This window comes from Mongoliimonas terrestris (assembly GCF_001927285.1).
Taxonomy (GTDB): domain Bacteria; phylum Pseudomonadota; class Alphaproteobacteria; order Rhizobiales; family Pleomorphomonadaceae; genus Chthonobacter; species Chthonobacter terrestris.
Genome location: NZ_MSIG01000016.1, coordinates 82,071 through 94,804 on the forward strand (window position 1 = coordinate 82,071; position 12,734 = coordinate 94,804).

The window sequence follows — 12,734 nt, forward strand, 5'->3', positions numbered from 1 at the left end:
CCGGCATTGCTCCGCCTTACCCTTTTCTTCCCTTCATCCGTCCGGAGTTCCGTCCCCATGTCCGCCGTTCCGAGCCCCACCACCCGGACCTTCGACGCCATCGTCATCGGCGCCGGGCACAACGGCCTCGTCTGCGCCAACTATCTCGCCAAGGCGGGCCTTTCCGTCGCCGTTCTGGAGCGCCGCGGGGTGGTCGGCGGCGCGGCCGTCACGGAGGAGATCGCGCCGGGCTTCCGGGCGTCCATCTTTTCCTACCTGATGAGCCTCCTCCACCCGCGCATCATCCGCGACTTCGACCTGAAGCGACACGGGCTGGAGGTGCTGCCCTGCTCCGACATGATCTCGCCGGTATCGGACGACGACTACATCGTCTTCTCCGACGACATGAAGAAGACGCAGGCCTCCTTCGCCAAGTTCTCGGCCAAGGACGCCGCCGCCTATCCGGCGTTCGACGCCTATCTGCAGGAGGCGACCCGGATCGTCCGCCAGGTGTTGTTCGACACGCCGGTGGATCCGGCGCGGCGCGACTGGCGCACCTTCAAGGACGGCGCGGAACTTCTGTGGAAGTACCGCAAGGTCGGCCGCAAGATGTACCGCATCGTCGACATGATGACGATGTCGGCCTACGACTTCCTGCGTGAATGGTTCGAGGACGATCGGGTGATGGCGGTGCTCGCCTACTACGCCTCGATCGGCACCTTCGCCGGGCCGAAGACGCCGGGCTCGGCCTATGTGATCATGCACCACATCATGGGCGAGCACGAAGGCGCCGGCGGCTGGGGCTTCATCAAGGGCGGCATGGGGGCGATCACCCAGGCGCTCGCCTCGGCGGCGCGGGCGCAAGGGGTGACCATCATCACCGAGGCCGCCATCAAGGAGGTGCGCGTGACCAACGGCCGGGCCACCGAAGTGATCACCGACGGCGGCGACGTCTACCGGGCCAAGGTGATCGCCTCCAACGCCTCGGCCCGCACGCTCTATCTCGACCTCGTCGGCGAGAAGCACCTGCCCGACGAGGTGGTGCGCGAGATCAAGGGCTACCGGACGTTCGGCACGGCGTTCAAGATGAACATCGCCTGCGAACGCCCGCCACAATACAAGATCCTCGACAAGGTGCGCGCGGACGGGGCCATCGGGAGCTTCTCCTACCCGACCTACATGCACATCGCGCCGGACATCGACTATCTGGAGCGCGCCTACGACGACGCCAAGTACGGCTGGTATTCCAGCCGCCCCTTCATCACGCCGGTGGTGCCCACCATCGTGGACGACACGCTCGCCCCGCCCGGCAAGCACGTGGTGAACCTCTTCGGCGGCCACGCCCCCTACACGCTGAAGGGCGGCGACTGGGCCACCGAGCGGGAGAACTTCAAGAAGACGGTGTTCGACACCATCGAGGCCTTCGCGCCCGGCTTCTCCAACGACGTGATCGAGGCCCAGCTCCTGGTGGCGCCGGACATCGAGCGCATCGTCGCCCTGCCGCAGGGCCACATCTTCCACGGCGAACTCTCCACCGACCAGCTTTTCTTCCAGCGTCCGGTATCCGGCTACGCGGACTATCGCACGCCCATCGCCGGGCTCTACGTGTGCGGCTCGTCCATGCACCCGGGCGGCGGCGTCTCGGGCATTCCCGGCCACAACGCGGCGCGGGAGATCCTCAAGGATATGAAGAAGAAAATGCCCTAATCCGTCATCGGACGAGAAGATTTGCGACCCGGTGCTACGTCGGCAAAACTGTCGCTTTCCTTTCACATCGGGATGGCATTCACTAGCGGCCCGAACGTTGCGAGCCAGAAACGCAACGCGGTGCCTAAACCTCAGGGGAGCGTGATATGACCAGGATCGTCACCACGGGCTTGACCCGCAGAACGGTGCTCAAAGGGACCGCCGCGGCGGGTGCCATGGCGCTTGCGGCTCCGGCCATCGTGCGCTCGTCGCTCGCCTCGTCGGGCGAACTGAATTTCCTCGGCTGGGCCGGCTACGACAGCTTCCAGGCCGTGTTCGACACCTTCGAGAGCGCGACCGGCATCAAGGTGAACTTCACCGGCCTCGGCAGCCAGGACGAGTTCCTCGCCCAGGCCCAGACCGGCGGCGCCACCAACGGCGACTTCGACATCTCCGAGCCGACCGCGGACCGGCTGTCCAACTGGATCGACAACGACTTCATCCAGCCCTGGGACATGACCAAGATCGGCGCCGACAACGTGGACCCGTCCTTCCTGACGGCCATGAAGGACGGCAAGCTGATGGCCTCGCCCACCATCTGGGGCACCGAGGCGCTGACCTTCAACAAGGAAGCGGCGCCGATGGAGTACGGCACCGCGTCGCTCGCCGACCTCTTCGACGACAAGTACGCCGGCCAGCTGACCCTGCGCGCCCACTCGGGCCTCGCCGCCACCGGCCTCTACCTCGACTCGATCGGCCAGCTGCCGCATCCGTTCCGGGAAGGCTACTCGGACGAGGCCAAGATGGTCGCCATCTGGGACAAGGTCCTGGAGTTCGCCGTCTCCAAGCGGCCGAACATCGCCCAGTTCTGGTCCAACGAGAACGAGGCCCAGGGCGCCTTCCGCACCAACGGCTGCGTCATCGGCTTCAACTGGGACACCTCCGCGGCGGCGCTCGCCAAGGAAGGCATGCCGATCGGCTACCTCGCCCCGAAGGAAGGCGCCATCGCCTGGGCGCAGAACTTCGTGCTGATGAAGGGCGCCAAGAACGTCGAGCAGGCCAACGCCTGGGTCAGCTGGATCAACAGCCCCGAGGGCGGTGCCCTGTGGGCGACGGCCTACGGCTCCAACCCGGTCGCCAAGGGCGCCGTGGAGAAGCTGTCGCCGGAAGCCAAGGCCTTCTTCGAGGCCGCCTATCCGGGCGACGCCCTCTCCAAGCTGTGGTGGTGGCCGGAGCAGCCGGCCTGGTTCGTCGCCAAGCGCACCGAATACGCCACCAAGTTCGCCTCGGCCTGATTCCTGCATACATCCTGCAAGGCGCCTGACGCCGGGCGGGACCGGGAAACACACCCGCGCGGCGCCTGGCGCCGGGCGGGGCTTCGATACGTCCGTCCGGCGCCAGGCACCGGACGGACGGTTCCAAGGGGCTGGCCGGCGTCCTGCGCCGGACGGCTGGCCGAGCGGCCGGGCCGTGTTCTCGCCAGATCATGGGCGTGACGCGGCCTTCGTCCTGTCGGCAGGACCGCGGGTCCGCCGCCTCGTCTTCGATCGCGTGGGGGACGCTCTGCCCGCGCCAGTGCTTTGGAGTGCCGATGAGCCGCGACGTCCAACTCGACCACGTCACCATGCGCTTCGGCGACTTCACGGCGGTCAGCGACGTCAGCCTGGACATCAGGGCCGGCGAGTTCTTCTCCTTCCTCGGCCCGTCGGGCTGCGGCAAGACCACCATTCTCCGCATGATCTCCGGCTTCATGGAGCCGAGCGCCGGCGCCATCCGCATCGGCGGCGCCGACATGGCGGGCATCGGGCCGAACAAGCGGCCGACCGCACTGATCTTCCAGAATCTGGCGCTCTTCCCGATGATGACCGTGGCGGAAAACATCGCCTTCGGTCTTGAGATGCGCGGCGTCGACCGCTCCGCCCGCCGCAAGAAGGCGATGGAACTCCTGGACCTGATCGCCCTGCCGGAAAGCGCCGACAAGCGCATCGACCAGCTCTCCGGCGGCCAGAAGCAGCGCGTGGCGATCGCCCGGGCGCTCGCCGTGGAGCCGCAGGTGATGCTGCTCGACGAGCCGCTCTCTGCGCTCGACCTGAAGCTGCGCCAGCACATGCGCACGGAGCTTCGCGCCATCCAGCGGCGCACGGGCCTCACCTTCATCTACATCACCCACGACCAGGGCGAGGCGCTGACCATGTCGGACCGGGTCGGCGTCATGTCGCGCGGCCGGATCGACCAGGTCGGTCCGTCGCACGCCATCTACGACGCGCCCGCGACCCCGTTCGTCGCCACCTTCGTCGGCGAGAACAACGTGTTCGCCGGCACGCTGACGGACGCGGCGGGCGGCATCGGCCATGTGGAGACCGCCGCCGGCCCACTGCGGGCGAGCCTGCCGGAGGCGCTGCCCAAGGGCGCGCCGGTGCTCGTCTTCGTGCGGCCGGAGCGCATGCGCCTCGGCCCCGGCCCGGACGGGCTGAACACGGTGACGCGGCCTGTGAGCCACGTGGATTTCGAGGGCAATTTCGTCAACGTGGCGCTCGACTCCGGCGGGGGCGCCCACGGACGCGCCATGCTGGTGCAGCTGCCGAACGACGGGCGCGTGCCGGCCTTCGAGCCGGGCAGCGCCGCCACCGTGAGCTTCGACCCGGGGCAGGCCCGCATCCTGCCGGCGGGCGAACTGGCCAAGGAGTAGGCGCCATGTCCGCCCTCGTGCGCCGCTACGGCTGGCCCATCACGCTCTTCATGACCGGCACCACCGCCGTCTGGCTGGTGGTGATGGTCATCCTGCCCGCCCTCGTGATGGTGGAATACTCCTTCCACCCGAACCTGCCGGTGACCAAGCGCGGCGGGCCGGAGGACTACTACACGCTGACCAACTACGCGGCGCTCTTCCGCGGCATCGATCTCACCACCTGGACTTTCCCCAACGACTTCACGGTGTTCATCCGCACCATCTGGGGCGCCTCGCTGGTGACCTTCCTGTCGCTGGTGGTGTGCTACCCGATCGCCTGGCACGTGGCCAAGATCGCGCCGCCGCGGCGGGCGGCGGTGATGATCCTGCTCCTCGTCATCCCGTTCTGGATCAACGAGATCCTACGCACCTTCGCCTGGTACATCATCCTCGCCTACCAGGGTCCGCTGAACGCCGCCCTGCTCGGCCTCGGCATTCTGGACAAGCCCGTGCGCTGGCTGTCGGGCAGCGGCGGCGTGCTCATCGGCATGACCTACGCCTTCCTGCTCTTCATGATGTTCCCCTTGATCAACGCCATCGAGACGCTGGACACCAACCAGGTGGAGGCCGCCAAGGACCTCGGCGCGCCCACCTGGCAGATCCACAGGCGGATCGTGATCCCGCACGCCAAGCCCGGCATCGCGGTCGGCTGCATCATGGTGTTCGTGCTGGCGGCGAGTTCCTACATCGTGCCCGCCCTCCTCGGGTCGCCCGGCACGCGGTGGTTCACCGAGACCATCTACGTGTGGTTCTTCGAGGGGCAGGACTGGCCGCGCGGTTCCGCCTACGCCTTCATCCTGCTGACGCTCTGCATCACCTTCATCATGCTGGTCATGCGCCTCTTCAAGGTCGGCCTCGCCGACATCGCCAAGTGAGGAGGCCCGCGCCATGGCAACCCTGAACCGTCCGACCGGCGCCGACCTCCTGATGCGGGTCTACCTGTTCGTCTTCTTCTTCTATCTCCTGGCGCCGCTCGCCGTGATGGCGCTCGCCACCTTCAACACCAGCCGGTTTCCGACCATCACCCCCTGGCTCGGCACCACGACCCAGTGGTTCGTGGCGCTCTGGAACGACCGGCAGATGTGGCAGGGACTCTCGTCCTCCTTCATCGTCGGCATCGCGGTGATCGTCGTGTCGGTGCCGATCGGCGTCGCCGCCGCCATGCTGCTCGACGGGGTGCACCGCAAGGCGCGGACCTTCCTCTACGCCGTGATGGTGTCGCCGTTGCTGACGCCCGGCGTCATCATCGGCATCTCCACCCTGGTGTTCTGGGACCGGCTCGGCGTGAAGGGCGGCCTGCACCTTGCGGTGATCGGCCAGTCGAGCTTCATCATCGCCTATGTGATGCTGATGGTGTCCGCCCGCCTGCAGCGCTTCGACCGGACGTTGGAGGAGGCGGCGCTCGACCTCGGGGCCAGCCACACCCAGGTGTTCGCCAAGATCCTCTTCCCCTATCTCCGGCCGGCCATCCTGGCAGGCGCGGTGCTTGCCTTCTTCCAGTCGTTCGAGAACTACAACGTCACGCTCTTCACCCGCGGCACGGACACGACGCTGACGGTCTACATCGCCTCCAAGGTGCGCACCGGCCTGACGCCGGCGGTGAACGCCCTGGCGTTGATCCTCATCACCATCACCATCGTGTTCGCGGTCGGCTACGAGATCCTGCGGCGGAACCAGAAGGCGAAGGCGGCGGCCTGACGGCGGCGGCGCCTCCGGTGTGCAGGAACTGGAAACGGAAAAGGGCGGCCTCCCTGGGGAGCCGCCCTTTCTTCGTTTCGAGCCTCTGTGCCGGGTATCAGGCGCCGGTCAGGTCTTGTAGCCGGGGTCCAGCGTGTCGAGGAGCCGGAGGTGGGCGGCCCACTCGAGCATGAGGTCGCCGTCGTCATAGGCCATCTGGTCGAACTGGCGGCCGACCCGCTCGGCGACCGCAAGCGGCGGCACGTCGAGTTCGGCGCCGGTGGACTGGGCGGCGATCTGCACTTCGCAAGCCATGTTCACGTAGAACATGTGGCTGAAGGCCTCCGCCACCGTGCGCCCGACGGTGAGGAGCCCGTGGTTGCGCAGGATCAGCACCGGCTTGTCCTGAAGGTCGGCGACGATGCGTTCGCGCTCATCGAGGTCGAGGGCGATGCCCTCGTAGGCGTGGTAGCCGACCCGGCCGTGGTACTGCATGGCGATCTGGCTGATCGGCAGCAGCCCGTCCTTCAGGGCCGAGACGGCCATGCCGGCGCGGGTGTGGGTGTGGATCACGCAGGCCGCGTCGTGCCGGCTCATGTGGACGGCGCTGTGGATGGTGAAGCCGGCCGGGTTCACCCGCTCGGGCCGGTCCTCCACCTTGTTGCCGTCCACGTCGATCTTGACCAGCGACGAGGCGGTGATCTCGTCCCAGCGCCAGCCGTAGGGGTTGATCAGGAAGCGGCCCGGCTCGCCCGGCACCCGCACGGTGGCGTGGGTGTAGATGAGGTCGGTCATGCGGAAGTGGGCGAGCAGCCGGTAGCAGGCCGCAAGCTCAACGCGCGCGGCCCATTCGGCCTCGCCCATGCCGGTCTTCATAGCCACGACGGACATGCCAAACCCTCGCTTCTGGAACGGAATGTCCGTTTCTATCAAGGATCCGGCGGCGCCGGAAGCGCCCCTGGCGCGGGAAACGCCCCGGGCGCCGGCAGCGCTTCGGGCGACCCAGTGCCGGGCATCGTGGCGGGCATCGTGGCGGGCAGGGTAGCGCCGGAGCGCAGCGCATCCTCGATGCGGCCGACGAGCCAGTCGATCGCCGGGTCGGAGAGGGAGGCCCGGTGGCGCAGGATGGCGAGTTCGAAGCCCGGCACCGGCATGGGCAGCGGATGGGTGGCAAGGCCGAAGGCGCGGGCGAGCTTCAGCGCCACCTTGGAGGGCGCCGTCACCACCGCGTCGGACGTCGCCACCACCATGAAGGCGCTGACGAACTGGGGCACGACGCCGATCACCCGGCGCTGCCGGCCGAGCCGTTCCAGCACCCCGTCGACGCTGCCGCGGGCATCGCCCGACGGCGAGACCAGGATGTGGTGGAGGCCGCAATAGGTGTCGAGGTCGAGGGTGGCGCCGATGCGGGGGTGGTCGCGCCGGGCGGTGACCAGATAGTCCTCGTGCACCACCGCCGTGGTGGTGAGGGGATCCGGCGGCGCAGGGAAGACGCCGACCGCCACGTCGATGGTGCCGGCGAGGACGCCCGCTTCCGTCTCCGTCCGGCCGAGGGTGCGGAAGAGGACGCGGCAGCGCGGCGCCGTCTCGCCGATCGCGCGGATCAGCGGCGGCGCGATGGCGCCGATCACCGAATCCAGCGCCGCGACGGAGAAGTTGCGGCCGGTGGTGGCGAGATCGAAGCCGCGGCCGAGCCGGACGGCGCCGCGCACAGCGGCGAGCGCCTCGCCGATCGGCCCGCCGAGCTGGCGCGCCCGGGCGGTCGGCACCACGCCGGCGCCCTTTCGCACGAACAGCGGATCGTCGAAGATGCGCCGCAGCCGGCCGACCGCGTGGCTCACCGCCGACTGGGTCATGCCGAGGTCGCGGCCGACCGTGCTCATCTTGCCCGACTGCAGGAGGGCGTCGAACACGATGAGGAGCGTCAGGTCCAGCCGCCGAACATGCGTGTCGTCGATGGAGATCATGAGGCGAATTCGGTTTTGTTCATAGAGGGGACTTGATACAGAATCCAGGAGCGCGGGCGCAAGCCCGGCCATGGCGGCACCGTCGCACCGCTGCCGGCCCGGTTCTTTCGCCGGCGGCCCCTCGCCCGCAACCGCCCACGACACCCCGCGGGTCCGTTCACGCCGGCCCGCACCGGCAGCCATCGCAACCGATCGGGCGGAGCCGCGGACCGACAAGGTGCCGCCGTCCCCCGGGGAAGGACTATTCCATGCTGAAGCTCACCATCAACGGCGTCGACCGCGACGTCGACGTGGAGGCGGACACTCCGCTCCTCTGGGTGCTGCGCGACGACCTCGGCCTCGACGGCACCAAGTTCGGCTGCGGCGCCGGGCTCTGCGGCGCCTGCACGGTCCACGTGGACGGCGTGCCGGTGCGCAGCTGCCAGACGCTGGCCGGCGACGTGGCGGGCCAGGCCGTGACCACGATCGAGGGCATCGCGGGCAAGGCCGCCGAGGCCGTGAAGGCCGCCTGGATCGAGATCCAGGTGCCGCAGTGCGGCTATTGCCAGTCCGGCCAGATCATGGCCGCCACGGCGCTTCTGATCGAGACGCCCAAGCCGACCGACGAAGACATCATCGCCGCCATGGACGGCAACGTCTGCCGCTGCGCCACCTACCAGCGCATCCAGGCCGCCGTGCACCGCGCCGCCACCATGATGGAGGGCTGACCCATGCTGCACGCCTTTAAAGACGCCTTGAAGCGCACCGCCGCCGCCCGTCCGTCGCGCCGCACCTTCCTGAAGGGCATGGGCGGCGCCGGCGCCGGCCTTGTGGTCGGATCCTTCCTGCCCTTCCATTCCGCTGCCGCGGCGACCGGCCCGGCCACCGCCGGCGCCTTCAACCCCTTCGTGCGGATCGCCACCGACGGCACCGTGACCGTGGTGGTGAAGCACCTGGACAAGGGCCAGGGCATCGCAACCGGTCTCGCCATCCTGGTGGCGGAGGAACTGGACGCCGCGCCGGAGCAGGTGACCACCGTCTTCGCCCCCGCCGACGCCACGCTCTACGCCAACCTCGACTTCGGCATGCAGGGCACCGGCGGCTCCACCTCCATCCACAACAGCTACGAGCAGTACCGCAAGGCCGGCGCCGCCGCGCGGGCCATGCTGGTGGCCGCCGCCGCGGACGCCTGGGGCGTCCCGGCCGGCGAGATCACCGTCGCGGGCGGCCGCATCGCCCATCCGTCCGGCAAGACGGCCGGGTTCGGCGACCTCGCCGACGCGGCCGCCGGCAAGACGGCGCCGGCCGAGCCGGTGCTGAAGACGCCGGACCAGTGGGTGCATATCGGCAAGAGCTTCCCGCGGGTGGACGTGCCGGGCAAATCGGCCGGCGCCCTCGGCACCTACGGCATGGACGTGCGGCTCGACGGCATGCTCACCGTCGTGGTGCTCCGTCCGCCGAAGTTCGGCGCCACCGTGGCGGGCGTGAACGACGCGGACGCGCGCGCCGTGAAGGGCGTCGTCGACGTGGTCTCCGGCCCGTTCGGCGTGGCGGTGATCGCCGAGAAGACCTGGCCGGCCCTGAAAGCCCGCGACCTCCTGACGGTCAGCTGGGACGAGAGCGCGGCGGAGCGGCGCGGCACGTCCGAGCTTCTGGCCGAATACCAGGCGCTCGCCGGCACGCCCGGCACGGTCGCCCGCGACGGCGACGCGGACGCGGCGCTTGCCGGCGCGGTGAAGACCGTGGAGGCTGAGTATGTCTTCCCCTATCTCGCCCACGCGCCGATGGAGCCGCTCGACATCACCATCCTGGCGGAGGCCGATAAGGCCACCATCTGGACCGGCTCGCAGATGCCGACGGTGGACCAGGCGGTGGCCGCCGGCGTGCTCGGCCTGAAGCCGGAGGCGGTCGCCATCGAGACGCTCTGGGCCGGCGGCTCGTTCGGCCGGCGCGCCATCCTCGACGCCCACTACACGGCGGAGGCGGCGATGATCGCCAAGGCCTACGGAGAGCCCCGCCCGCTGAAGATCGTCTGGTCGCGCGAGGACGACCTGCGCGGCGGCTACTACCGGCCGCTCTACGTGCACCGGGTGCGCGCCGGGGTGGACGCGGACGGCAAGGTGGTGGGCTGGCACCACCGCATCGTCGGCCAGTCCATCTTCACCGGCACGGCGATGGAGAGCTACGTGGTCCACGAGGGCGTCGACCACACCTCGGTGGAGGGCGTGGTGGACACCAGCTACGACCTGCCGGCCATGCGGGTGGAGCTCCACTCGCCGAAGGTGGGCGTGCCGGTGCTCTGGTGGCGCTCCGTCGGCCACACCCACACGGCCTATGTGATGGAGACGGTGATCGACGCGCTCGCCGCCGCCGCCGGCAAGGACCCGGTGGAATTCCGCCTCGGCCTCATCAAGGACGACCCGCGCAAGGTGGCGGTGCTGAAGCTTGCCGCCGAGAAGGCCGGCTGGACGTCGCCGCCGCCGGCGGGCCGCTACAGGGGCGTCGCCGTGCACAAGTCGTTCGACACCTATGTGGCGGAAGTCGCCGAGGTGACGCTCGACGGCGCCACCGTGACGGTGGAGAAGGTGGTGTGCGCGGTGGATTGCGGCGTGGCGGTGAACCCGGACACCATCCGCGCCCAGATGGAGGGCGGCGTCGGCTTCGGCCTCGGCGCGATCCTGCGCAACGAGATCACGCTGACGGCGGGGGCGGTCGACCAGGCCAACTTCGACAGCTACGAGCCGCTGCGCCTCTCCGACATGCCGACCGTGGAGGTGCATATCGTGCCGTCCATGGAGGCGCCCACCGGCGTCGGCGAGCCTGGCGTGCCGCCGATCGGTCCGGCGGTTGCCAACGCGGTGTTCAAGGCGACCGGCCGCCATCCGCGCCGGCTGCCCTTCTCCATGGGCGACTTCGTCTGACGCGACCGGGCCATAGCACCCCGGCCGGCGCCGGCCTCGCTCCTGATCGAGCGGCGGCGCCGGCCGGAGGGGCGGGCGTCCAGCGGAGGGGAGGGGAGGACCGGGATCTTTTCCCGGTCGCCGGAACCGGCGGAAGATATGCCGGCGAACTGGATACAATCCGCCCTCAAGCCGTGTTCGGGCGACGCATGGTATGGCGAATCCATGACGCCGAGACGCACCAGGTGCGCGTTGTTCACGGTGAGGCGAAAAAAAACGGCGCCGTGGCCGCGACTCCTCAAAAAACCACGGGCTCACGGCTTGTGGAGTGTGCTAAGAATATAGCTTAGGAGCGGTTCTGGAATGCGGTCGGCCCGGGCGTTTGGTCCCGTCAAAGGTTTGAAGCCGGGCTTCAAAGAATACGAAATCGGCGCAGAAGGCTCTGGAAACAAACTGGATCGGCGTATCGCTCCGCGGACGTCGTTCCAGAGCTTTACATTGCGGAGACGAGAAGAGCAGAATGGGTAAGGGTAAGGACTTCCGCCCGTCGCGGCGGCGCGGCGGATTTGATGACGACGTGATGCCGTCTTTCGATATTCGGCCAGAACGTCCGTCGCGTTCGTTCGGCGGCCCCTCGCCGTTCGAGAGTGCGCCGCCGTCAGGCCCCGTGGTCGACGCCACGGTGTCCTGGTTCAATCCGGAGAAGGGCTTCGGTTTCACATCGTTGTCCGACGGGTCGGGCGATGCCTTCCTCCACATCGGCCAGCTCCAGGCCATCGGCCGCGACAGCGTGCCGCCGGGCGCCACGCTCAAGGTCCAGGTCGCCCAGGGCGCCAAGGGCAAGCAGGTCGTCAAGGTGGTCGAGGTCGACGAGACCACGGCCCAGCCGCAGCAGTTCCGTCCGCGCCCTGCCGCCCCCCGCGCCGGTGGCTTCGGTGGTGATCGCGGCGGCTACGGCGATCGTGCCGGCGGTGGCGGCGGTGGCTACGGCGATCGCGGCGGCTTCGGCGGCGGTGGTGGTGGCGGCGGTGGCTTCGGCGCGCCGCGTCCCCCGCGCCGGACCGTGGACATGTCGTCCGCCGTCGATCTCGACGGTGTCGTCAAGTGGTTCAACCCGGACAAGGGCTTCGGCTTCGTGGCCGGCGAGGACGGCGGCAAGGACGTGTTCGTCCACATCTCCGTCCTGCAGGCGGCCGGCATGGGCCCGCTCGCCGACGGCCAGCGCGTCGCGATGAAGATCGTGGAAACGCCGAAGGGCCGCGAGGCCGTGCAGATCAGCGTTCTCGACTGAGCCGTTCCGGCCGCAGTCGCGCATCGACATCGGAAAGCCGTGGCGGACCCCCGCCACGGCTTTTCCGCGTGATGGGGATGCGGGTGGTTTGGGGCGGGGCTCTTGGGCTGGCGGGGCGGCGGGCTGTTCTGTGGCGTCGGCGCCGGCACCCCTCACCCCAACCCTCTCCCTCAAGGGGAGAGGGGGACCGTTGGCGGTTCGGTCGAGAACGTTCGACCGGGTGTGGCTTTCGTCCGCCATCACCTCTGTGGGGTCGGCGCCGGCACCCCTCACCCCGACCCTCTCCCTCAAGGGGAGAGGGGGACCGTTGGCGGTTCGGTCGAGAACCGTTCGACCGGGTGTGGCTTCGCCCGCCATCACCTCTGTGGGGTCGACGCTGACACCCCTCACCCCTACCCTCTCCCTCAAGGGGAGAGGGGGACCGTTGGCGGTTCGGTCGAGGACCGTTCGACCGGGTGTGGCTTTCGTCCGCCATCACCTCCGGGGCGTCGGCGCCGACACCCCTCACCCCAGCCCTCTCCCTCAAG

The 12,734-nt window shown here is 69.1% G+C and carries 10 protein-coding genes; 8 read left to right on the forward strand and 2 right to left on the reverse strand.

All coding sequences use genetic code 11. The features are described from left to right. Window positions 1–57 precede the first annotated feature (57 nt). The 5 genes from BUQ68_RS19005 to BUQ68_RS19025 all read left to right on the forward strand — a co-directional run bounded on the left by BUQ68_RS19005 (window position 58) and on the right by BUQ68_RS19025 (window position 6,091). The gene (locus BUQ68_RS19005) at window positions 58–1,686 is read left to right on the forward strand and encodes a phytoene desaturase family protein (protein WP_075217591.1); all 1,629 of its coding nucleotides are present in this window, start codon (window positions 58–60) and stop codon (window positions 1,684–1,686) included. 146 nt (window positions 1,687–1,832) lie between these two features. Beyond that, a complete protein-coding gene (locus BUQ68_RS19010) occupies window positions 1,833–2,960 on the forward strand; it encodes an extracellular solute-binding protein (protein ID WP_075217592.1) in 1,128 nt (375 codons plus the stop codon). A 296-nt stretch (window positions 2,961–3,256) separates the two neighbouring features. Further along, a complete protein-coding gene (locus BUQ68_RS19015) occupies window positions 3,257–4,354 on the forward strand; it encodes an ABC transporter ATP-binding protein (RefSeq protein ID WP_075217593.1) in 1,098 nt (365 codons plus the stop codon). A gap of 5 nt (window positions 4,355–4,359) precedes the next feature. Continuing rightward, window positions 4,360–5,268, forward strand: a complete 909-nt coding sequence (locus BUQ68_RS19020) for an ABC transporter permease (RefSeq protein ID WP_075217594.1) — start codon at window positions 4,360–4,362, stop codon at window positions 5,266–5,268. A gap of 13 nt (window positions 5,269–5,281) precedes the next feature. Then, a complete protein-coding gene (locus BUQ68_RS19025; protein WP_075217595.1) occupies window positions 5,282–6,091 on the forward strand; it encodes an ABC transporter permease in 810 nt (269 codons plus the stop codon). 108 nt (window positions 6,092–6,199) lie between these two features. On the opposite strand, the gene BUQ68_RS19030 is transcribed toward BUQ68_RS19025, so the two are convergent. Continuing rightward, complete coding sequence (locus BUQ68_RS19030) at window positions 6,200–6,934, reverse strand: class II aldolase/adducin family protein (protein WP_425349555.1); 735 nt, start codon at window positions 6,932–6,934, stop codon at window positions 6,200–6,202. A gap of 65 nt (window positions 6,935–6,999) precedes the next feature. Continuing rightward, on the reverse strand, window positions 7,000–8,037 hold the full coding sequence (locus tag BUQ68_RS19035; RefSeq protein ID WP_075217597.1) for a LysR family transcriptional regulator: 1,038 nt from the start codon (window positions 8,035–8,037) through the stop codon (window positions 7,000–7,002). 248 nt (window positions 8,038–8,285) lie between these two features. On the opposite strand from BUQ68_RS19035, the gene BUQ68_RS19040 reads away from it, so the two are divergent. From BUQ68_RS19040 to BUQ68_RS24465, 3 genes are all read left to right on the forward strand, one after another. Next, entirely contained in the window at window positions 8,286–8,744 is a 459-nt protein-coding gene (locus tag BUQ68_RS19040) for a (2Fe-2S)-binding protein (RefSeq protein WP_075217598.1), read from the forward strand. Between the two features lie 3 nt (window positions 8,745–8,747). Next, window positions 8,748–10,937: a xanthine dehydrogenase family protein molybdopterin-binding subunit gene (locus tag BUQ68_RS19045; protein WP_075217599.1), complete on the forward strand. Its 2,190-nt coding sequence runs from the start codon at window positions 8,748–8,750 to the stop codon at window positions 10,935–10,937. A 646-nt stretch (window positions 10,938–11,583) separates the two neighbouring features. Beyond that, window positions 11,584–12,207: a cold-shock protein gene (locus tag BUQ68_RS24465; protein ID WP_342587023.1), complete on the forward strand. Its 624-nt coding sequence runs from the start codon at window positions 11,584–11,586 to the stop codon at window positions 12,205–12,207. Window positions 12,208–12,734: the final 527 nt, after the last annotated feature.

What these genes read in the sequence shown, in the direction of transcription:
- BUQ68_RS19005 (WP_075217591.1), top strand. Translation starts at nt 58, where the DNA reads ATGTCCGCCGTTCCGAGCCCCACCACCCGGACCTTCGACGCCATCGTC.
- BUQ68_RS19010 (WP_075217592.1), top strand. Translation starts at nt 1,833, where the DNA reads ATGACCAGGATCGTCACCACGGGCTTGACCCGCAGAACGGTGCTCAAA.
- BUQ68_RS19015 (WP_075217593.1), top strand. Translation starts at nt 3,257, where the DNA reads ATGAGCCGCGACGTCCAACTCGACCACGTCACCATGCGCTTCGGCGAC.
- BUQ68_RS19020 (WP_075217594.1), top strand. Translation starts at nt 4,360, where the DNA reads ATGTCCGCCCTCGTGCGCCGCTACGGCTGGCCCATCACGCTCTTCATG.
- BUQ68_RS19025 (WP_075217595.1), top strand. Translation starts at nt 5,282, where the DNA reads ATGGCAACCCTGAACCGTCCGACCGGCGCCGACCTCCTGATGCGGGTC.
- BUQ68_RS19030 (WP_425349555.1), bottom strand. Translation starts at nt 6,934, where the DNA reads ATGGGCGAGGCCGAATGGGCCGCGCGCGTTGAGCTTGCGGCCTGCTAC.
- BUQ68_RS19035 (WP_075217597.1), bottom strand. Translation starts at nt 8,037, where the DNA reads ATGATCTCCATCGACGACACGCATGTTCGGCGGCTGGACCTGACGCTC.
- BUQ68_RS19040 (WP_075217598.1), top strand. Translation starts at nt 8,286, where the DNA reads ATGCTGAAGCTCACCATCAACGGCGTCGACCGCGACGTCGACGTGGAG.
- BUQ68_RS19045 (WP_075217599.1), top strand. Translation starts at nt 8,748, where the DNA reads ATGCTGCACGCCTTTAAAGACGCCTTGAAGCGCACCGCCGCCGCCCGT.